At 60.9% G+C, this 20,919-nt stretch carries 20 protein-coding genes; 7 read left to right on the top strand and 13 right to left on the bottom strand.

What is annotated here, in order from left to right:
* Nucleotides 1–10 precede the first annotated feature (10 nt).
* Nucleotides 11–970: a zf-TFIIB domain-containing protein gene (locus tag J2X15_RS09125; protein WP_310341763.1), complete on the bottom strand. Its 960-nt coding sequence runs from the start codon at nucleotides 968–970 to the stop codon at nucleotides 11–13.
* 127 nt (nucleotides 971–1,097) lie between these two features.
* Between J2X15_RS09125 and J2X15_RS09120 the strand changes: the two genes are divergently transcribed.
* Nucleotides 1,098–1,868, top strand: coding sequence for an exodeoxyribonuclease III (locus J2X15_RS09120; RefSeq protein WP_310341760.1), 771 nt, complete (start codon nucleotides 1,098–1,100; stop codon nucleotides 1,866–1,868).
* Nucleotides 1,869–1,964: 96 nt separating this feature from the next.
* Here the strand turns inward: J2X15_RS09120 and ntrC are convergent, their stop codons facing one another.
* The 7 genes from ntrC to J2X15_RS09085 all read right to left on the bottom strand — a co-directional run bounded on the left by ntrC (nucleotide 1,965) and on the right by J2X15_RS09085 (nucleotide 9,505).
* Nucleotides 1,965–3,518 carry a nitrogen regulation protein NR(I) gene (ntrC, locus tag J2X15_RS09115; protein WP_310341757.1) on the bottom strand — a complete coding sequence of 518 codons (1,554 nt, stop codon included), beginning with the start codon at nucleotides 3,516–3,518 and terminating at the stop codon, nucleotides 1,965–1,967.
* Between the two features lie 28 nt (nucleotides 3,519–3,546).
* Nucleotides 3,547–4,623, bottom strand: coding sequence for a nitrogen regulation protein NR(II) (gene glnL, locus J2X15_RS09110; RefSeq protein ID WP_310341755.1), 1,077 nt, complete (start codon nucleotides 4,621–4,623; stop codon nucleotides 3,547–3,549).
* 51 nt (nucleotides 4,624–4,674) lie between these two features.
* Entirely contained in the window at nucleotides 4,675–5,172 is a 498-nt protein-coding gene (locus J2X15_RS09105; protein ID WP_310341754.1) for a hypothetical protein, read from the bottom strand.
* A gap of 182 nt (nucleotides 5,173–5,354) precedes the next feature.
* Nucleotides 5,355–6,770, bottom strand: coding sequence for a type I glutamate--ammonia ligase (gene glnA, locus J2X15_RS09100; RefSeq protein ID WP_310341753.1), 1,416 nt, complete (start codon nucleotides 6,768–6,770; stop codon nucleotides 5,355–5,357).
* Between the two features lie 224 nt (nucleotides 6,771–6,994).
* Complete coding sequence (locus tag J2X15_RS09095; RefSeq protein ID WP_310341752.1) at nucleotides 6,995–7,879, bottom strand: competence/damage-inducible protein A; 885 nt, start codon at nucleotides 7,877–7,879, stop codon at nucleotides 6,995–6,997.
* Nucleotides 7,876–8,751 (bottom strand): EI24 domain-containing protein, encoded by an 876-nt coding sequence (locus tag J2X15_RS09090; RefSeq protein WP_310341750.1) that lies wholly within the window; start codon nucleotides 8,749–8,751, stop codon nucleotides 7,876–7,878. Before J2X15_RS09090 ends, J2X15_RS09095 begins: the two co-directional genes overlap by 4 nt.
* 4 nt (nucleotides 8,752–8,755) lie before the next feature.
* A complete protein-coding gene (locus J2X15_RS09085; protein WP_310341748.1) occupies nucleotides 8,756–9,505 on the bottom strand; it encodes a 16S rRNA pseudouridine(516) synthase in 750 nt (249 codons plus the stop codon).
* 69 nt (nucleotides 9,506–9,574) lie between these two features.
* On the opposite strand from J2X15_RS09085, the gene J2X15_RS09080 reads away from it, so the two are divergent.
* A complete protein-coding gene (locus J2X15_RS09080) occupies nucleotides 9,575–11,104 on the top strand; it encodes a DUF3369 domain-containing protein (RefSeq protein WP_310341746.1) in 1,530 nt (509 codons plus the stop codon).
* Between the two features lie 77 nt (nucleotides 11,105–11,181).
* Nucleotides 11,182–11,889 carry a DUF2726 domain-containing protein gene (locus J2X15_RS09075; RefSeq protein WP_310341744.1) on the top strand — a complete coding sequence of 236 codons (708 nt, stop codon included), beginning with the start codon at nucleotides 11,182–11,184 and terminating at the stop codon, nucleotides 11,887–11,889.
* Between the two features lie 18 nt (nucleotides 11,890–11,907).
* Here J2X15_RS09075 and J2X15_RS09070 read toward each other — a convergent pair whose 3' ends face one another.
* Together J2X15_RS09070 and J2X15_RS09065 are read right to left on the bottom strand one after the other, a co-directional pair.
* A complete protein-coding gene (locus J2X15_RS09070) occupies nucleotides 11,908–12,579 on the bottom strand; it encodes a transaldolase family protein (RefSeq protein WP_310341742.1) in 672 nt (223 codons plus the stop codon).
* Nucleotides 12,580–12,616: 37 nt separating this feature from the next.
* Complete coding sequence (locus J2X15_RS09065) at nucleotides 12,617–13,054, bottom strand: RbsD/FucU family protein (RefSeq protein ID WP_310341740.1); 438 nt, start codon at nucleotides 13,052–13,054, stop codon at nucleotides 12,617–12,619.
* 311 nt (nucleotides 13,055–13,365) lie between these two features.
* On the opposite strand from J2X15_RS09065, the gene J2X15_RS09060 reads away from it, so the two are divergent.
* Both J2X15_RS09060 and arfB read left to right on the top strand, forming a co-directional pair.
* A complete protein-coding gene (locus J2X15_RS09060; protein WP_310341739.1) occupies nucleotides 13,366–14,286 on the top strand; it encodes a PfkB family carbohydrate kinase in 921 nt (306 codons plus the stop codon).
* A gap of 47 nt (nucleotides 14,287–14,333) precedes the next feature.
* Nucleotides 14,334–14,738 carry an alternative ribosome rescue aminoacyl-tRNA hydrolase ArfB gene (arfB, locus tag J2X15_RS09055; RefSeq protein ID WP_310341737.1) on the top strand — a complete coding sequence of 135 codons (405 nt, stop codon included), beginning with the start codon at nucleotides 14,334–14,336 and terminating at the stop codon, nucleotides 14,736–14,738.
* On the opposite strand, the gene J2X15_RS09050 is transcribed toward arfB, so the two are convergent.
* The 3 genes from J2X15_RS09050 to ompA form a co-directional block, all read right to left on the bottom strand.
* Nucleotides 14,735–15,400: an HAD family hydrolase gene (locus tag J2X15_RS09050; protein WP_310341736.1), complete on the bottom strand. Its 666-nt coding sequence runs from the start codon at nucleotides 15,398–15,400 to the stop codon at nucleotides 14,735–14,737. The two genes, arfB and J2X15_RS09050, sit on opposite strands and share 4 nt — an antisense overlap.
* The gene (ubiG, locus tag J2X15_RS09045) at nucleotides 15,397–16,116 is read right to left on the bottom strand and encodes a bifunctional 2-polyprenyl-6-hydroxyphenol methylase/3-demethylubiquinol 3-O-methyltransferase UbiG (protein WP_310341735.1); all 720 of its coding nucleotides are present in this window, start codon (nucleotides 16,114–16,116) and stop codon (nucleotides 15,397–15,399) included. The genes J2X15_RS09050 and ubiG overlap by 4 nt, the downstream gene beginning before the upstream one ends.
* A gap of 72 nt (nucleotides 16,117–16,188) precedes the next feature.
* Nucleotides 16,189–16,833, bottom strand: a complete 645-nt coding sequence (gene ompA, locus J2X15_RS09040; protein WP_310341734.1) for an outer membrane protein OmpA — start codon at nucleotides 16,831–16,833, stop codon at nucleotides 16,189–16,191.
* Nucleotides 16,834–17,066: 233 nt separating this feature from the next.
* Between ompA and gyrA the strand changes: the two genes are divergently transcribed.
* A complete protein-coding gene (gyrA, locus tag J2X15_RS09035) occupies nucleotides 17,067–19,706 on the top strand; it encodes a DNA gyrase subunit A (protein WP_310341733.1) in 2,640 nt (879 codons plus the stop codon).
* Nucleotides 19,707–19,789: 83 nt separating this feature from the next.
* Nucleotides 19,790–20,917 (top strand): 3-phosphoserine/phosphohydroxythreonine transaminase, encoded by a 1,128-nt coding sequence (gene serC / locus J2X15_RS09030; protein WP_310341732.1) that lies wholly within the window; start codon nucleotides 19,790–19,792, stop codon nucleotides 20,915–20,917.
* Nucleotides 20,918–20,919: the final 2 nt, after the last annotated feature.

Below are 20,919 nucleotides of genomic sequence, written 5' to 3'. Positions count from 1 at the left end.
GGGGGTATCGTTACCCGCGGCATGTCGCCATGGTGAACAGCACCACCAAGACCAGAACCAACAGCTGCCACACAGTACTCCAACCTAGATCCGGTGGCGCCTCCTCTGGATGGAGTGACGCATTTTCTTGCGCGGGCGATACCAGGTTCGCATGCTTCAGAAAACGGTAGAACTGGGTTTCCCTGGGGTCGCCCTGCCGCTCACGCAGGCGCGTGCCCCAGGGGCGCGCCTCGCGTGGCTGCTGCGCCAGCAGCAAGGGTTCAACCGCGTCCAGCAACGGCCGCACACTGGCCAGGTCCGACCACGCCACCCCGTGGTCACAGTTGGGGCACTGCGTTTGTGCCGTGGGGTTGAGCGACTGGCCACAACCGCGGCAGGAGAGCGCCAAGGGATTCGCGTCGGGCTCCAACTGCAGCACATCACCATGGCGTACCAACAAGGCTGACGCCAGGCGCGGCACATCCACCATGAGCAAGGGGCTTTCGCAGTAGACGCATTCTTTGGCCTGCGGCGCGTGGTCTGCAGCGCCGCACTGGAGGCATTGGAACACCCTCCCCTCTGCAGCCAAGCTGCTCCGGTCTACCGGCAAGACGGCACGCAGCAAACCGCGTTCTGCCAGCAAGAGCGTGAAGGTTTGTAGCTGCCCATGGCCCTGGCGACATTCCATCGCCGCGCTGTGCCCAAAACGGGTTTGGTTGTGCACACCGACCAAGGCCGAGTGGCAGCGCACGCACGCCATTTTGGGAGGCAACACGGCCTGCGATACAGGCTGCTGCAGCATGGCGCGCAACAGCTGCACCCAGCCCAGGCCCGAGAGGCGTACCGACTCAAAGGCATCAAACCAGACCAGATGACAAGCCGCGCAAAGTTCCACTTGCACGGCTTTGGCATAGTGTCCCTCCAGCACCACGTGGCGCAAGGGCTGCTGGCAACCGGGGCATGCTGCTGGCGCAGGAACGTTAACGTACATGGGTGTGATTCAATCGCAGGTCCGCAAGGTGCGAAAATGCGCCGCTGAAGAAAGTGCGCCCATTGTGTCACCCGCTGGGGGCCACGCCAGCCAATCCATGTCTCCATCATCCAGCCTACCCACCACCATGAAACTTGCCACCTGGAATGTGAACTCTTTGGGCGTACGCCTGCCCCAGGTACTGGACTGGCTGGCCGCCAATCCGGTGGATGTGCTGGCCCTGCAGGAACTCAAGCTGAGTGACGACAAGTTCCCGGTCGAGGCCTTTGCCGCAGCGGGTTATCACGCGCAGTGGTTTGGTCAAAAAACCTACAACGGCGTGGCCCTGCTCACGCGAACGGCGGTCACCGATGTGGTCAAGAACATCCCGGGCTTTGAGGACGACATGTCGCGCGTCATTACTGGCACCGTGAACGGCGTGCGGGTGATTGGCGGGTATTTCCCCAATGGCCAGGAGCCCGGCAGCGATAAGTTTGAGTACAAGATGGAGTGGCTTACAGCACTGCGCCGCTGGGTCAAGGAAGAAATGGCGCAGCACCCGCAACTGGTGATCATGGGGGACTACAACATCACCTTTGACGATGATGATGTGTGGGACCCGGTGGGCTTGGAGGGCACCATCCACTGCACCGAGGAAGAGCGCTACCACCTGCGCGCGATGATTGCATTAGGCCTGACCGACAGCCACCGCCTGTTTGCACAACCGCCCAAAAGCTTCAGCTGGTGGGACTACCGCGACGCGGGCTTTCGCCGCAACCGCGGGCTGCGCATCGACCACATCCTGGTGAGCAATGCGCTCAAGCCCCTGGTGCGGTCCTGTGAAATCGACAAGGTACCGCGCAAGAATGAGCGCCCCAGCGACCACGCCCCGGTGGTGATAGATCTCGCACTGGATTGACATGCAAAAGGCCCGCAAGTAGCGGGCCTTTTACTATCATTTCAGGAGCTACTTGCGCATATTCCACGCGGGCTAGCAGCCTAAAATATTCACAAACTACTCGAGGCCCAGTTCCTGGATCTTGCGGGTAATCGTGTTGCGGCCAATGCCCAGCTTCTGCGCGGCTTCAATCCGACGGCCCTTGGTGTTGGCCAGGGCAGCCAAAATCAGGCGGGACTCAAAGCGGCGCGTCAGCGTGTCCCATACATCGGCCTGGCCTGCACCGAGCAAGGCCACCGCCTCGGTCTCCAGCTCGGCCTCCCAGCCTTGCAAGGGTCCATGCGCGGCGGCCGCACGGGCTAGCACATGGGACAGGTCCTGCTCGGGCTCCGTTACCGACGCGGCACCCGCAGGCGCATGCAGCACCAGCGGCTCTTTGCCCAGCAGCTCGGAAGACGACGTCAGCACCGGTGCTGCAACTGCGGCTAGCATGCCAAAGCCTTCACGGCCCATGCTGACCTCTGGTGGCAGGTCCTTGCGCTCGATCACTTGGGCGGGCGCCATGACGGTCAGCCAATGGCAGATGTTTTCGAGCTGGCGCACATTGCCAGGGAAGCCAAAGCCTTCCAACCAGGCCAACGCAGGGTCCGAGATGCGCTTGGGCTCCACACCCAACTGCTTGGCGCTTTGCTGCAGGAAGTGGCGCGTCAACATGGACACGTCCTCCTTGCGCTCACGCAGCGCGGGCAGGCGCAGGCGGATCACGTTAAGGCGGTGGAACAAATCCTCGCGGAACGCACCGTCCTTGACACGTTGCTCCAGGTCCTGGTGGGTCGCAGCAATCACGCGCACATTCGATTTGACAGCGCTGTGGCCGCCCACACGGTAGAAATGTCCATCGCTGAGCACACGCAGCAAGCGGGTTTGCAGCTCAAACGGCATGTCGCCGATTTCATCAAGGAACAGCGTACCACCATCGGCCTGCTCAAAGCGACCGCGGCGCATGGTTTGCGCGCCCGTGAAGGCGCCCCGCTCATGACCAAAGAGTTCGCTCTCCAGCAGGTCTTTGGGAATGGCGGCGGTGTTGATGGCCACAAACGGACCATCGGCGCGCGGCGAGTGCTTGTGCAGCGCGCGCGCCACCAGCTCTTTGCCGGAACCCGATTCGCCGGTGATCATCACCGTCACATTGCTTTGGCTCAGGCGGCCAATGGCACGGAATACGTCTTGCATGGCGGGCGCTTGGCCCAGCATTTCGGGGGACTCGGCCATGCGCTCTTCAGCCACTTCTTCGCGCTGGCTTTCTTCCACCGCGCGGCGGATCAGTTCCACGGCCTTGGGCAAATCAAATGGCTTGGGCAGGTATTCAAACGCCCCGCCTTGGAAGGCGCTGACCGCGCTGTCCAGGTCGGAAAACGCCGTCATGATGATGACGGGCAAACCGGGGTGCTTGGCCTTGACCTTGTCGAGCAGGTCCAGCCCCGAGCCGCCTGGCATGCGAATGTCGCTCACCAGAATTTGCGGTCCTTCATCGTCCGCGGCCGTGGCCAGGGCACTCAGTACATCGCGTGGATTGGAAAAGCTGCGTGTGGGCAAATGCTCGCGCAGCAGCGCCTTCTCCAGCACGAAGCGGATGGACTGGTCATCATCTACGATCCAAATCGGCTTCATGTTGTGGCGCACCCTTGTGTTCTTGTGTTTACGGTAACGGAATCAGAATTTTGAAATCCGTTCGGCCCGGCACGCTATCGACTTCAATCAGACCGTGGTGTTGTTGAACAAAGGTTTGCGCCAATGTCAGCCCCAGCCCCGAACCACCCTCTCTACCCGACACCAGCGGGTAGAAAATGCGATCCCTGATCGAATCTGGCACGCCAGGTCCGTTGTCGATCACATGCAATTCCAATGCCAACCGATAACGCTGCTTACCGAACGTTACTTGCCGGGTCACACGGGTGCGAAATGTGAGGTTGGCATCGCCTGCGGCAATGCGCTCTGCGAGTGCCTGACAGGCGTTGTGTGCGATGTTCAACACGGTCTGAATCAACTGCTCGCGGTCACCACGGAACTCGGGGATAGAGGTGTCGTAGTCGCGCACTACCCGCAGCCCACGCGGGAACTCGGCCATGATGAGGGAACGCACACGCTCGCACACTTCATGGATGTTCACGTCGCCCACCAAGTGCGGTCTGCGGTGCGGTGCCAGCAAGCGATCCACCAGGCTTTGCAGACGGTCTGCCTCATGGATGATGACCTGGGTGTACTCGGTGAGCTCGGGGGACTCCATCTCCATCTCAAGCAATTGCGCCGCGCCGCGAATGCCACCCAGCGGGTTCTTGATCTCATGGGCCAGGTTGCGGATCAGTTCTTTGTTGGTCTGCGCTTGTTCGGCCAAGCGCTCTTCGCGGTCCTGGCGGGTCTGCTGCTCCAGCGGCACCATCTCGACAATGATTTCTTCAGAAAACTCGGTACGTGTCACGATCACGTGAACCGGCATGGGGTCCAGCGCCGCGCGCTTGAGCCACGCGTCGTAGCGCAGGGCCGCAAATGCGTTTTCGGCTGCCCCCTCCAGCGCGCTCTGCAGCGCAGCAGGTTCTGTGAAGATGTCGGCGAAGCTGGAACCCACAATGGTTCTGCGCGAGGTGCCCAGTGCATCTTCCAGCGCTGCATTGGAAAACTGCACAGAGGCATCGGCATACACCACAGCCACCAGGGTGGCCAGCAGGTCAAACGACTGAAAACGCTCAGGGATAGGGTCGGTGCGGGTCACAGGCATGGAGGTAGTCAAATACGGCGCAGCCAGTTGGGCCGCACAACTGCGGCGCCGCTATCTGGCGAGCGGAGCCGATTGGGCCGTTGCCCCAGGCACACGACCCAGCTCACGGCGGATGCCTGCAATGTCACTCTCATTGCGGGCGATGGCAGCCTTGAGTTCGGCCACGCGGTCCAGGTACTTTTGGTGGTTGCGGGTCTCGGGGCCCAACTTTTCGGGTTCACCGTTGTTGTACTCCTTGACCAGCTCGATCTGCTTGGCCTCGGCCTTCTTGAGTTCGGCTTCCAGGATCAGCCGCGCATCGGAATCCTTGGCGCGCTGGTCGGGTGAGTCCACGCGCGGCCCGCTTTGGCTAGCGGATGCGACTTTGGTACCAGGCTTTTGTGCCTGGACCACGGTGACATTGCCACCAGAAATCAGCTTGCAGTTTTTCGCCTGGGCCTCTGACACGGTGTTGGTGTACTCGTTGCCGCAACGGTAGATGCGCTCCTGTGCGAACGCGCCGGAGAGCGAGCCAAGGGCTATCAAAGAAATCAAAAAATGGGTGTTCATGCTGTGTCCGCGCTAACAGAGTGCCTGGCGGTGGATTCAGTATGCGCCAAAAAGTGCCTAAAAACAAAAACGCCACAGTATCCCTGCCAATTGGACACGAATCTGTGCAGAAGTGTTTGCAAAAAAAAGGACGGCGTAAGCCGTCCTTTTTCAGGAAACCACTGCCACAGGGGCAGCGGAAATCACAGGGAGTAGTACATGTCGAATTCGACAGGGTGTACCGACATGCGGTAACGGGTCACTTCCTGCATCTTCAACTCGATGTAGGCATCGAGCATGGAGTCGGTGAACACGCCACCCTTGGTCAGGAAGCCCCGGTCCTTGTCCAAACATTCCAGCGCTTGGTCCAGGCTGTGGCACACGGTTGGCACCTTCGCATCTTCCTCGGGAGGCAGATGGTACAGATCCTTGGTGGCAGCTTCGCCGGGGTGGATCTTGTTTTCCACGCCGTCCAGACCCGCCATCAACAAGGCGGAGAAGCCCAGGTAAGGGTTCATCAATGGATCGGGGAAGCGGGCTTCCACGCGACGGCCCTTGGGGTTCGCCACAAACGGGATGCGAATGGAAGCGGAACGGTTCTTGGCAGAGTAAGCCAACTTGACCGGTGCTTCGAAGTGAGGAACCAGGCGCTTGTAGCTGTTGGTGCCAGGGTTGGTGATGGCGTTCAGGGCACGTGCGTGCTTGATGATGCCGCCGATGTAGTACAGGGCGAAGTCAGACAGACCTGCATAGCCGTCGCCAGCAAACAGGTTCTTGCCGTCTTTCCACACCGACTGGTGCACGTGCATACCGGAACCGTTGTCACCGTGGTAAGGCTTGGGCATGAAAGTGGCGGTCTTGCCATAGGCATTGGCCACGTTGTGCACCACGTACTTTTGCAGCATGGTCCAGTCCGCGCGCTCCACCAGGGTGGAGAACTTGGTGCCGATTTCGTTTTGGCCAGCGCCCGCCACTTCGTGGTGGAACACTTCGACGGGGATGCCCAGGGATTCAAGAATCAGGGACATCTCGGCGCGCATGTCTTGCGTGCTGTCGACAGGGGGTACGGGGAAGTAACCGCCCTTGACCGTGGGACGGTGGCCGCGGTTGCCGCCTTCGAGTTTGGTGCCGGTGTTCCAGGGAGCTTCGTACTCGTCGATTTCGTAGAAGGTGTTGTTGGAGTCGGTGCTCCAGCGAACGCCATCAAAGATGAAGAATTCTGGCTCTGGACCGAAGTAGGCTGCGTCACCAATGCCGGAGGCCTTCAGGTAGGCTTCAGCGCGCTTGGCGATGGAACGTGGGTCACGGTCGTAAGACTTGCCGTCGGCAGGCTCCACCACATCACAGTTCATGATGATGGTGGTTTCTTCAAAGAAGGGGTCGATGTTGGCCGTGTTGGGATCGGGCATCAACAACATGTCGGAAGCTTCGATGCCCTTCCAGCCGGCGATGGAAGAACCGTCGAATGCGTGGCCGGAGGTGAACTTGTCTTCGTCGAAATGCGAGACAGGCACGGTGGTGTGCTGCTGCTTACCGCGGGTATCGGTGAAACGGAAGTCAACAAATTTGACTTCGTTCTCTTTCACCATCTTCATCACGTCTGCGACGGTCTTGGCCATCAAATACTCCTGTTGCACGGTTGTAAAAAAGAATTGCCCCGTCTTCAATGCAGCTTTTGTGCCAAAAACCGCTGGCCGGACAATTTAGAGAAACCGCCGTATTCTGCCTCGAGAAACCGGAGTTTTAGAGGGGCGCACCGCAAAGATGCGCCCATGTAACTTCTATTGGCAGCACATTTGCACCAATTTAGTGCAAATCATTTGCGCACCGGTATTGTGCAAATTCAGCTTCGCACCAATTCCGGGCCTAGCACCATATGCAATGCTTTCAGGCCTTCCAGCAAGCCCACATACGCAAGCCCCACAGCGTCAGGTTCCCCCTTGACGCCCAGCTCGATATGGCGCCCCCACTCCGGGTGGTCCACACTGGGCAGGCTAAACACCTTGACTGCATGGCGCTGTTCCAGCGCCTCCATCAGCGGCGTCAAAGTCGACTCCATGGCACCAAAAACGACCACGGAACGCTCTAGCCAACCGTGCCGGTGGTGCAAATGGGCGTACTGCTGGTCCAGCACCCAAGCGAGCATAGGCCAAGCCATAACCGGAAAGCCGGGCACGAAATAGATCCCCCCACGCTCCCCCACTACGTGTGGGTCGCTGCCCCCCGAGGGGGCGCTCGCGCCTTGGGACGGCCCGGCGGCGCTCAGCCCGCCACCTCCTCGGCAAAAGAAGCCGGGGATTTTGTTGTACGGGTTGGGAATAATGGCTGCGCCCCGCGGAAACATGCCCATGTTCAGGCGGTGCACGTTGTCAGCCCGGTCGGGTTCATAGGGCAGGCCCTGTTCCATGGCTACGTCCTGCATACGCTCGCGGATCAGCTGCTCGGCCTCCGGGTGCAGCTCCAGCGGCACGCCCAAGGCCCGCGCCGCGCACTGGCGCGTGTGGTCGTCCGGCGTGGCACCAATACCGCCGAACGAAAACACCATGTCGCCCGAAGCAAACGCGCGTTGCAGCGTCTGGGTGATGCGCTCGGGGTCATCACCCACATAGTCTGCATAGGCCAGTTGCAGGCCCCGTTCGCCCAACAGCTCGATGGCTTTGGACAGGTGTTTGTCGGCGCGCTTGCCCGACAGGATTTCGTCTCCAATGATGACCAAACCAACGTTCATGCTAGCTCCAGAGGATTCACAGGCAATTCAAGTGCAGGGGATTGGGGTGGCGCAGGCGGCACGGGCGGTAACTGGGCGCGCTCCCAGCGCAGCTGATGCAGCGCAGCCAGGCAGTAGTGAGCAAACCACAGCGAGGCAAAGGCGAACACCAACGTGTACAGCCAGATGGAAATAGGGATCAGGAACGGCGCCATGGCCACGGCCACAAAGCCCACCGACCAGATCAGGCTGGGCGCCGCGCCCAGGTAACCCGCAAACACCCCCATGCCAAGCAACCACCAGCGGTGGCGCTGGAACAGGGTGTGGCGCTCTTCCTCCGTTGCGTGGTCAGCCAGTGCGTCAAATGCCATCACGCGGTAGGTCAACCAACCCCAAATCAGCGGCGGCAGGATCAGCACCAGCGGTGGCACGAACCACAGCGGCGCGGACAGCACCATGGCCGACAAGGCCAAGACTGTGGAGCCCAACGCCCAGACGATGCTGAAGGCGTACGAAGCACCACCGGTACGCTCCAGCAGCGGAAAGCGGCGCCGGGTGACCAGACGCACCATCAGCGGCGTCATCAGCATGGCGACCAGCAGCAGGCAGGCCATCACGATCAAGGGCGTGGCCACAGCGATCACGATCAGCGGCACCAGCACGGTCTTGAGCTTGCCCGCGCCCGCCGACTCCAGCCAGGCCCACAAGCTGTTGAGCAGGTCCGAAGACTCCAGCATGTTCTGCACGGCGGCCAGTGCTGCGTCCATGAAAAAGTAGCCCAACCCCGCAATCAGCCCGACCATCAGCACCAGCGGCAGCAGCGACAGGCCAATCACCCGCGGGTGCAGGCAGTAGGCCACCGACCGCCAAAACGCATCGAGCATGGCGTTCATGGCCCTAGCCCGCCGCCTGCACAGCAATCAATTCCTCGGAACTCAGCCAGCGCCACTGGCCGGGCGCCAGGTCCGGCGGCAAGGCCATGCCGCCGATCTTGGAGCGGTGCAGTCCCTCCACCCGGTTGCTGACCGCGGCGACCATGCGCTTGACCTGGTGGTACTTGCCCTCGGTCAACGTCAGCCGCAGGTGGAACTCGCCCACCGCCTCGCAGGCCGCGGCACGTACGGGCGCTGGATCATCGTCCAGCACGACACCGGCCAGCAGCTTGTTGACCTGCTTGTCGTCCAGTGGGTGCTTCACGGTCACGTCGTACACCTTGGGCACGTGGTGGCGCGGCGAACTCATTTTGTGGATGAACTTGCCGTCATCGGTGAGCAGCAGCATACCGGTGGTGTCCTGGTCCAGCCGCCCCACGGCTTGCACGCCCTGCACCGCAGCTTTTTGTGGGCGCGTGCGCAATGGGGACGGCAGCAGCGTGTAGATGCTGGGGTAGGTGGAGGGCTTTTGTGAACACTCGGTGCCCGTGGGCTTGTGGAGCACGATGTAGGCCTTCTCGAAGTACTGCCACTCCACGCCTTGCACCCGGAAGCGCAGCCCTTCTGCTACGAATTCAGTAGCTGCTTGCGCAATGATGACGGGGGTTAGAGGCTCATTTGGCATATAAACCTGCACCAGACCCTGTTGGATCAAACCGGCGCACACCCGGCGCGTGCCAAAGCCCTGCGAATAGAGTATTTCCTGAAGCTGCATGGACCGTAGTATCGCAGCGACAATCCGATTTAAACTTTGCCCACCCACCTCTTAGCGAGCAACCGACACATGTCTGATGATCTGGTGTTTAGTGACGAGCAAGCAGAACCCATCGCCCGCAAGGGGTTGCCGGCATGGCAGGTTCTGGTGGTGGACGACGAACCCGCGGTGCACGAAGTCACCAAGCTGGTGATGTCAGACTTTGAGATGGACGGCCGCCGACTGGAGTTCACCCACTGCTACAGCGCCACCGAAGCCCGCACCGTGCTTGCCACGCGCAGCGACATCGCGCTGATCCTGCTGGACGTGGTGATGGAATCCGAGCACGCCGGGCTGGAGTTGGCGCGCTACATCCGCGAAGAGCTGGGCAACCTGAATGTGCGCATCATCCTGCGCACCGGCCAACCCGGCCAGGCGCCCGAAGAGCAGGTGATCCGCGACTACGACATCAACGACTACAAGGAAAAAACCGACCTGACCCGGCGCAAGCTGATTACCGTGTTTTACGCCGGCCTGCGTGCCTACCGCGACCTGATGCGCATCGAACACGCCCGCCTGGGATTGCGCCGCTCCATCGAAGCCATCAGCCAAGTCTGTGATTCGCGCAACCTGCGTGGCTTTGCTTCGGCAGTGCTGGAGCAGGTCAATTTTCTGTTGGACCTCAATGGCGAAGGCCTGTGTGCCAGCCGCGTATCGGCCTACACCGCCAACTCCACCGAAGGCCAACTCAAGGTGCTGGCGGCCACCGAGGCCTATTCGCAACTGATGGTGGACGAAGAAGTGGGCAACCTGCCGCGCAGCGTGCAAGACGCCATCGCTCGGGCGCTGCTCGAAAAGACCAGTCACCACGGCGAGCGGCACTACGCGGGCTACTTCAAAACCAAGGCTGGCAGCGAGAGCCTGATCTACATGGAGTTCGACGAGCCCATCAACGACCAGGCACGCGAGCTGCTGGAACTGTTTTCACGCAATGTCGCCATTACCTACGACGGGCTGTTGCTGCGCGAGGACAACCAAGCCGTGCAACGCTCCACCATCACCCTGCTCAGCGGCGCCATCGAGCGGCGCTGCAATGAATCGTCGTTGCACCCCCAACGCGTTGGCGATTTGGCGGCCCTGCTGGCTGGCAAGCTGGGCGCCAGCGATCACGAGGTAGAGCTGATGCGCGTGGCCGCAACGCTGCACGACGTGGGCAAGGTCTGCATTCCCGACCACATCCTCACCAAACCTGGTCCGCTGGATGCGCAGGAATGGGAAACCATGAAAACCCATGCCAGCGAGGGCCATGCCCTGCTCTCGCGTTCACGCTCCCGCGTGCATGTGCTGGCGGCGCAAATCGCCCATGAGCACCACGAACACTGGGATGGCACGGGCTACCCGCAGGGCCTCAAGGCCGACGCCATCAGTCTGCCGGGGCGCATCGCCGCGGTGGCAGATGTGCTGGATTCGCTGGCCAGCGCCAGTTGCTACAAAAAGGCCTGGCCCCTGGCCGAGGCGCTGGACTACCTGAATACCGAGTCCGGCCGGCACTTTGACCCTAGCTTGGTGGCGTTAGTAAACGCGCACCGCGCCGATGTCGAGAATATTTACAAAAACTGACCAAATCGCAAAAGCACTGTAAACTTTTACCCAAACACAGAGCCACAAAGATGGCTTAACTTTCAGGGTGGAACGTGATGCTGCTTTCTCTTGTGGTGGGTATAGGACTCGGGGCCGCCCTGCATTGGGCATGGGACCGCTACCAGCAGCGCCAACGCCGGCGGATTCCCTCCGTCTGGCCCCTCAAAACACGCCCTCTGGTCAATTCCCAAGAACGTCGTGTGTGGATCTGGCTCACCAAGGTCATGTTCGACCAGCACATCCTGATCAAGCTGCCCGTCACGCGCTTCACCGCCCCCGCCAAGCAAACCGAAGCCACCCATTGGTACAAGATCCTGAATGGCGTGTACTGCACCTTCACCATCTGCGGGCTGGACGGCAAGGTCGTGGGTTGCATCGATGTGATTGGCCCCCACGGCCTGTCGATGGGCAACCAAACCCTGAAACACAGCCTGCTGGACCAGTGCAATATCCGCTATTGGGTGGTCGACCCGGCCAACCTGCCGCACCTGAGCCAGATTCGGGCTGCCTTTTTGGGAGAACAGGCGGCACACGTCACCGGCAGTCAGCCACTGGAGTCTCGCTTCCAGGATGTGCGCGACCACTTGCACGCCGTGGTCACGCGGCGCAGGCAGAGCAAGGATGCCGAAGGTACGCCCTCAGGACTCATGCCTTTGCTGTCAGAGTCGGGGCCTGAATTCCCCGAAAGCCGTCTGGCCTCGGGCTGGGAAATCAATTCTTTTGTCAGCCCGCTGGACAGCCGCGTGGACGACCACGCGCCGTAGGCCTTTTTAGCCCTTGCCTCAGCGATCGCTGGCCAGGCTCGCCGCAATATCCTGGTCAAACTGCGCCATTGCCGCCTGAGTCAGGGTGTCGGTGGACCAAGCCACCAAACTGGCGGGGGGCAGCGTCACCGCTGCGGCACCGATGCCAATCAGCTGGGCCAACACTTCGGGGGACTTGATGCTGGCGGCCAGCAACTGCGGCCCTTGCGACTGCAGCGCCACGCAAGCTTGCATCAGCGCCCATACATTGCGCCCATCATTCGCCAAACGGCCCACATACGGCGCCACATACTGGGCATGCATGTCACGTGCCCACAACAATTGCACGGGGTTGGACAGCCCGGTCAGCAAAATCGCCTGGCCAACCTGTTGAACTTGGCGGATGCAGGGCTCCCATTCCGCAGCACAAGGCAGCTTGATCGTCAGTTGCACGCGAGCGCCGTCGGCCGCTGTGCGCAAAGTATCCACCCACCGTATGGCTGCGCCAAGGTCCGCGCTAGGCAGCTGTAGCATCAGCTCGGCAAAGCCATGGTCCGCGGCGGCCTGCACTAACCCCAAATACGACGCCAAGGTGACCGGCAACCCGGCCTGAAACACCAGGCTGGGATTGGTCGTCACGCCCTGAACTGCGGGACAACCGGCTGGCAACGTCCATGTCGGCACCTGGGCCGAATCAAGGTAGATTTTCACACCCACATTCCTTTGTTCAACCCTGCCACGCAAGGGCTCAGAGAATCACGCCCTTGCAATACATGGCATTGCCATAGGCCGTGGCTTCGCCACTCTGCACAATCAGACTGGCGCCTTTGATCTTGTCATAAAAGGCAAAGCGCTCCACCGGCTCCACCCGATTTTCGGGCAAGCCTTCCTGCTGCAACAGGGCCACCACGGCCTGCTGCGCGGCGGTGCGGTGCTCCAGCGGTTGGTGGCTGACACGCATGTACGCGGCTGGGCAAGCCACGTCTTCGGCCAGCGGAATCACCGACAGTACCGCCTTGCTCACGCGCTCCAGCGTGTGGCCGGGCAAGCGCACCAAGGGCTTGCCCGCGCTCAAAAAATCGGCCGTGAAATTGGCATCCACCACCGCCACCCATTCGCCATGGCCCATGGCCGAGAGGTGCATTAGCAACTCCGGGGTGAGCAAAGGATCAATCCCTTTCAACATATGCAATATTCCTTAAGTTGGAGGCCAAGCCATGCAAGGTGTGGACCGCCCCTTCTCCAAGAGACGCCCTGCCCGCACCGGCACTGATAGCCTGTTTACACATTGGACTGGAGCATGCCAGACCCTGATACGAAATCATATTAGTAAAACTACTTGATTTAATTAAATGAAACTGCGTTATTCTCCGTGCCACTGCAAAACCGGTATCACTTTTTGCCCAATCCGGCGTGGCCGCAGGCATGGCGTCGGTTTAAGCTGCACGACGCGCTCGCATTGACAGCATAGGGCGCATCAACCAATCTGAGAGAACAATGACTGCATCGATATGGGTATTGGGCGAAGCCTTGATGGATTGTGTGGCCCAAGCCGACGGTACTCTGCGCCCCTTCATGGGCGGCAGCCCTTTTAACCTGGCACGCGCTGCTGCACTGCGCGGTGCCACCGTCGGCTACGTAAATCCGTTGTCAGCCGACCAGTTTGGCGGGCAAATGCGCGAGCAATTACAGCGCGATGGCGTGCAAGTGCTGTCGGCTCCCAGCCCCCTCCCTACCTCCCTGGCTGTAGTGCAGATTAACAACGGCCAACCCAGCTATGGTTTTTACCGCGAAGGCATTGCCGACCGTGACTACACCGTGGAATCGGTGCTGCAGCGCCTGCAAGGCAAGCCTCCCGGCGTTCTGCACACCGGCTCTTTGCTGCTGGTACCACCGGAACACCACAAGGTGCTGGCCATTCTGCGGGGTGCCAAAGCGCTGGGCTGGACCATCAGCGTGGACGTGAACCTGCGCCCCAAACTGGCCACGAATTTGGCGGACTACGTCCAAGCCGTGCAGGCCATTGCCGCGCTGGCAGACTGGCTGAAGGCCAGTGACGAAGACCTGGAATTGCTGGGCTTTCATGCACCCACGCGTGCGGACGGAGCACGCATTGCCGCGCATTTCATAGCGCAAGGCACGAGCCGCATTGCCCTCACGTTTGGTGGCAACGGCGCCTGGTTGGGTGTGGACGGGGCTTGGGCTGAGGCTGACGTACCTGCTACCCAGGTGGTGGACACGGTGGGCGCCGGCGACACCTTCTGGGGCAACTGCCTGGGAGACTGGGCCCTGAACCAGAACGGAGCCCCACAGCGCGTGACCAGCACCTTGAAAGAAGCCATGCAGGCCGCAGCCATTAACTGCAGCCGCGCTGGTTGCCAACCTCCACGTTACGGCGAAGTATTGGCAGCGGTGTAGGCCACAGGCGGTGGTAAGGTTGGTTCCACAGAACTTTCCGAACACCCATGGCCGAGCGCATCACCATCCAGGAAGCCGAAGTAGAAACCTCGGCGATCCGCGCACAAGGCGCGGGAGGACAAAACGTCAACAAGGTCAGCAGCGCCATCCATCTGCGTTTTAATATTCCAGCCTCGTCGCTTCCCGATGACGTCAAGGAACGGCTGCTGCAATTGCCGGACAGTCGCATCACACGCGATGGCGTACTGGTGATCAAGGCGCAGCAGTTTCGCACCCAGGAATTGAACCGGTTTGACGCCTTTGAGCGCCTGCATGTGCTGGTCAACAGCGTGGCCGTGCCGCCCAAGGCCCGCAAAGCCACCAAGCCCACTTACGCCGCAAAGCAGCGCCGGCTGCAGTCCAAGGCGCAGCGATCCGCCATCAAGGCCCAGCGCGGCCGGGGCGAGGACTAAAGCAGCTCCAGCAGCGCCTCTGGGCTGGCGATGGAGGCGTCCGCACCCCAAGCCAGGGTGTCACTCTGCGCACCCAAATAACCATAAGTGGCAGCCACGGTGTACATGCCGGCCGCGCGCCCCGCCACGATGTCGCGCTCATCATCGCCCACGTACACGCAGTGGGTCGGGTCCACTCCCAGACGCCGCGCCGCCTCCAGCAGTGGTTCGGGATGGGGCTTGGCATGCGGCGTGGTGTCGCCACTCACAATCGCCTTGGCCGATGCAAACAGCGGCATGGCGGCGGTCAGCGGTTCGGTAAAGCGCGCCGATTTGTTGGTCACCACGCCCCATAACAACTGGCGCTCCACGATGGCCTGCAGCAAGGGCGCGACCCCGTCAAAAGAAAACGTGCGATCGGTCATGCAGCGCTCGTAGTTGGCAAAGAACTCGTCGCGCAGTGCCTCATAGCCCGCCTCCTGGGGGCTGATGCCAAACGCAACCCCCAGCATGCCACGCGCACCTGCACCTGCCATGGGACGGTACTGCTCCAGAGGCAAAGACGGCAATCCGCGGCCCACCCGCATCTGGTCGGCGGCAGAGCCCAGATCCGGGGCGCTATCAATCAGTGTGCCATCCAGGTCGAACAACACCGCTGCAATCGGTCCGGTAAAACGTGTCATTGGAAATCCAACGGCTTTTGGGTGGCGAACAGGTAATTCACCTGGGTATTGGTGCTCAAGGCATAGCGCCGCGTCAATGGGTTGTAGCCCAAGCCCTGGGTGGCATGCAGTTCCAACCCCGCGCGTCGGCAGTAGGCGGCCAGCTCACTGGGGCGAATCATCTTGGCGTATTCATGCGTGCCGCGTGGCAGCAGGTTCAACAGGTACTCCGCCCCAAGAATGGCCTGCAAAAATGCACTCCCATTGCGGTTCAGGGTAGAGAAAAACACCCAGCCACCGGGTTTCACCAGCGTAGCGCAGGCCTGCACCACCGACGCCGGGTCGGGCACATGTTCCAGCATTTCCATGCAGGTCACCACATCAAAGCTGGCAGGCCTCTCCTGCGCCAAGGCTTCTGCGCTCACTTCGCGGTACGTCACACGGGGCGTTTGCGCCTCCAGGGCGTGCAGCTGCGCCACCTTAAGCGCTTTGGACGACAAATCGACCCCCAGCACCTCAGCACCCTGGCGAGCCATGGAATCCGCCAGGATGCCACCGCCGCAGCCTATGTCCAGGGTCTGCAAGCCCTGCAGCACACACATAGACTGGATCCACCCCAAGCGCAGGGGATTGATCTGGTGCAGCGGCCGAAACTCGCTGTCCATGTCCCACCAGCGATGGGCTAACTCGGAAAACTTGGCCAACTCGGCCGGATCGGCATTCAGTATGGGGTTCATAGGGCAATGGTGGCACAGACAAGAAAAAACCCGCCGAAGCGGGTTTTTTCACAAACCATGGGAATGGTCGAATTACTTGGCGCGAGTGCCAACCACTTCGATTTCCACGCGGCGGTTCTTGGCACGGCCTTCTTTGGTCTTGTTGTCAGCAACAGGTTGTTTCTCGCCCTTGCCTTCGGTGTACACGCGGTTCTTTTCGATGCCCTTGGACACCAGGTAAGCCTTGACAGCTTCAGAACGTGCAACCGACAACTTTTGGTTGTAAGCGTCAGCACCGGTCGCGTCGGTGTGACCCACAGCGATGATCACTTCCAGGTTGATACCCTTAACCTTGCTCACCAAGTCGTCCAGCTTGGCTTTGCCTTCGGGCTTCAGAACGGCCTTGTCAAAGTCAAAGAACGCATCAGCGGCATAAGTCACTTTGCTGGCAGCGGCTGCGGCAGGAGCTGCGGCAGCGGGGGCTGCTGCCGCAGGTGCAGGAGCGGCTGCGGCGGGCGCAGCAGGAGCTGCAGCAACAGGTGCGGGAGCAGCAATCGCGCCATCGCAGCCAGCAGCGGCCGTAGCGGGAGTCCAGCTGGCATCACGCCAGCATTCGCCGGATGCATTTTTCCAAACTTCGCCACCAGCATTGCGCCAGTTGTGGATTTCTTGCGCGCCAGCAGCAGTAGCCAAAACGGCTGTTGCAATCAGGATTGCTACTTTGTTCAATTGTTTCATGAGACCTTCCTTTGTCGAGACAAACTGCAGCGACGCTGCGACTAATTGTGTGACGCCCAAAGTTTTGTGCACCAGAGACGTTCACGCCATTGTGCCATAGCGCGCAGTCGCTTTTAGAACATCCGTATTCCCCATGTAACTGCTCGCGAGCAAGTCCGTGCTTTGTTGCTCTCAAGCCACAGCACGGCGGCCGTAGAATCAAAGGTTGTCCCTGACATAGCCTGCACCCACCCATGACCCAGTTCGCCAAAGAAACCCTGCCCATCAGCCTAGAAGAGGAAATGCGCCGGAGCTACCTCGACTACGCCATGAGCGTGATCGTGGGCCGCGCCCTGCCCGATGCGCGCGACGGCCTGAAGCCGGTGCACCGCCGCGTGTTGTTTGCGATGCATGAGCTGAACAACGACTGGAACCGTGCTTACAAAAAGTCCGCCCGTATCGTCGGTGACGTCATCGGTAAATACCACCCCCACGGTGACCAGTCGGTTTACGACACCATCGTGCGCATGGCGCAGGACTTCTCCATGCGCCATATGCTGGTGGATGGCCAGGGTAACTTCGGTTCGGTGGACGGCGACAACGCGGCGGCGATGCGGTACACCGAAATTCGCCTGTCCAAGATGGCCCACGAATTGTTGGCCGATTTGGATAAGGAGACGGTCGACTTCGGGCCTAACTATGACGGCTCGGAAAAAGAACCCTTGGTTCTGCCCACCCGCATCCCCAACCTGCTGGTGAACGGCTCCGGCGGTATTGCTGTGGGTATGGCGACCAACATCCCGCCACACAACCTGAATGAAGTGGTGGATGCATGCTTGCATCTGCTGAAAAATCCCGGTGCGTCCATTGACGAACTCATGGAAATCATCCCGGCGCCTGACTTCCCCACCGCCGGCATCATTTACGGCATCAATGGCGTGAAGGACGGCTACCGCACGGGCCGCGGCCGCGTGGTGATGCGCGCCAAGTGCCACTTTGAAGACATCGACAAGGGCCAGCGCCAGGCCATCATCGTCGACGAGCTGCCCTACCAGGTCAACAAGAAGACGCTGCAAGAGCGCATGGCTGAGCTGGTGCACGAAAAGAAGATTGAAGGCATTAGCCACATCCAGGACGAGTCGGATAAATCTGGCATGCGCCTGGTGATTGAACTCAAGCGCGGCGAAGTGCCCGAAGTGGTGCTGAACAACCTGTACAAGCAAACGCAGTTGCAGGACACCTTCGGCATCAACATGGTGGCGCTGGTCAACGGCCAGCCCAAGCTGTGCAACCTGAAGGACCTGATCGAGGTCTTCCTGCAACACCGCCGCGAAGTGGTGACACGCCGCACCGTGTTCAACCTGCGCAAGGCGCGCGAACGCGGCCACGTGCTGGAAGGCCTGGCGGTCGCCATGGCCAACATCGACGAGTTCATCCGCATCATCCGCGAATCGCCTACGCCGCCTGTGGCCAAGGTCGAGCTGATGAACCGCCCCTGGGACAGCAAGCTGGTGCGCGAGATGCTCACCCGCACGCGCGCCGATGGTGGCGTGGTGAATGCCGACGACTACCGCCCCGACGGGCTGGAAAAAGAATTTGGCATGGGCAAAGACGGCCTGTACCGCCTGAGCGACACACAAGCGCAAGAAATTCTGCAGATGCGTCTGCAACGCCTGACCGGCTTGGAGCAGGACAAGGTCGTCGCCGAGTACAAGGAAGTCATGGCCGAGATCGAAGATCTGCTGGACATTCTGGCCAAGCCCGAGCGCGTCTCCACCATCATTGGCGAAGAGCTAGGCCACGTGAAACAGGAATTCGGCCAGACCAAGCTGGGCGCACGCCGCTCGTTGGTCGAGCATTCGTCGTTCGACCTGTCCACCGAAGACCTGATCACGCCGACCGACATGGTCGTCACGATGAGCCACAGCGGCTACATCAAGAGCCAGCCGCTGGGCGAATACCGCGCCCAGAAGCGCGGCGGGCGCGGCAAACAGGCCACTGCGACCAAAGAGGACGACTGGGTCGACCAGCTCTTCGTGGCCAACACGCACGACTACATCCTGTGCTTCTCCAACCGCGGCCGTCTGTACTGGCTCAAGGTCTGGGAAGTGCCACAGGGCTCGCGCGGCTCACGCGGCCGCCCCATCGTCAATATGTTCCCGCTGCAAGAAGGCGAAAAGATCACTGTGGTGCTCGCACTGACCGGTGAAAAACGTACATTCCCGGCCGACCAGTATGTGTTCATGGCCACCAGCATGGGCACGGTCAAGAAGACCGCGCTGGACGAATTCAGCAACCCGCGCAAGGGCGGCATCATTGCCGTGAATCTTGACGAGGGCGACTACCTGATCGGCGCCGCGCTGACCGACGGCAAGCACGATGTGATGCTGTTCAGCGACGGCGGCAAGGCCGTGCGCTTTGACGAAGACGATGTGCGTCCGCTGGGCCGCAATGCCCGTGGCGTGCGCGGCATGTCGCTGGACGTGGGCCAAAGCGTGATTGCCATGCTAGTGGCCGAAGACGAGCAACAAAGCGTGCTAACCGCCACCGAAAACGGCTACGGCAAACGCACCAGCATCACCGAATACACCCGCCACGGCCGTGGCACCAAGGGCATGATTGCCATCCAACAATCCGAGCGCAATGGCAAGGTGGTTGCCGCCACGCTGGTGCACGTGGACGACGAAATCATGCTGATCACCGACAAGGGCGTGCTGGTGCGCACCCGTGTCAGCGAGATCCGCGAGCTGGGCCGTGCCACGCAGGGCGTGACCCTGATCGGTCTGGACGAAGGCTCCAAGCTCAGCGGCCTGCAACGCATTGTGGAAAACGACGCCAACCCGGCCGATGCAGAATCGGGTGAAGATGCCGGCGAAGAAGCCGAAGGCGCGTAAGCCCATCGCAGACGCTCCTGAATTGATAGCTGTTGGCGCATATTTAACGGGGGCTAGCGCCCTATTTAACCCATAACCTGCGAATGCAACGTCCCTACAATTTCTCGGCCGGACCGGCCGCCATGCCGGAGGAAGTGCTGACGCAAGCTGCCGACGAGATGCTGAACTGGCCCGACGCCAGCGGCCAGCGCTGTGGCATGGGCGTGATGGAGATGAGCCACCGCGGCAAAGAGTTTCAGAGCATTTACGAAGCCGCAGAAGCCGACCTGCGTGAACTGCTGGCCGTGCCCGCGAATTTCAAAATCCTGTTCATGCAGGGTGGCGGACTGGCCGAGAATGCCATCGTGCCGCTGAACCTCAGCGCGCAGCGCGCCCCGGCCGGTGAGCAAGGTACAGCCGATTTTGTGGTGACCGGCAGTTGGAGTGACAAATCGCTCAAGGAAGCGGCCAAGTACTGCCACACGAAGGCCGTAGCTACGGGCAAGCCCGAGGGATTCACCCACATCCCCGATGCCGCCACCTGGCAGCTGAGCCCCAACGCAAGCTATGTGCATCTGTGCACCAACGAGACCATCAATGGCGTCGAATTCCACGCACTGCCGGACCTGAAAGCCCTGGGCTCGCATGCCGAACTGGTGATCGATTTCTCGTCCCACGTCGCCTCGCGCCCGGTGGATTGGAGCAAGGTGGGTCTGGCCTTTGGCGGCGCGCAGAAGAACCTGGGCCCTGCGGGCGTGACCGTAGTGATCGTGCGCGAAGACCTGCTGGGCCACGCCCTGCCGGTCTGCCCCAGCGCGTTTGATTACAAAACGGTGGCCGACAACGGCTCCATGTTCAATACGCCCCCCACCTTCGCCATTTATATGGCCGGCTTGGTCTTTAAGTGGCTCAAGCGCCAGGGTGGCGTGGCGGCCATGGAGGCGCGCAACATCGCCAAAGCCGAGCTGCTGTACGCAGCTATCGACGGCAGCAGCCTGTACTTCAACAAGGTGAGCCCAGCCTGCCGCTCGCGCATGAACGTCCCCTTCTTCCTGCGCAACGAGGCGCTGAACGACGACTTTCTGGCCGGTGCCAAGGCAGCAGGGCTGCTGCAGCTCAAGGGCCACAAGTCAGTCGGTGGCATGCGTGCCAGCATCTACAACGCCATGCCGCTGGAAGGCGTACAGGCGCTGGTGCAATACCTGCAAGAGTTCGAACGCACCCACGGCTAAGA

This window comes from Rhodoferax saidenbachensis (genome assembly GCF_031457975.1).
Classification (GTDB): domain Bacteria; phylum Pseudomonadota; class Gammaproteobacteria; order Burkholderiales; family Burkholderiaceae_C; genus Allorhodoferax; species Allorhodoferax saidenbachensis_A.
Note: the sequence above shows the minus strand (reverse complement) of the source record. Positions and strands in the feature narration are given on the sequence as shown.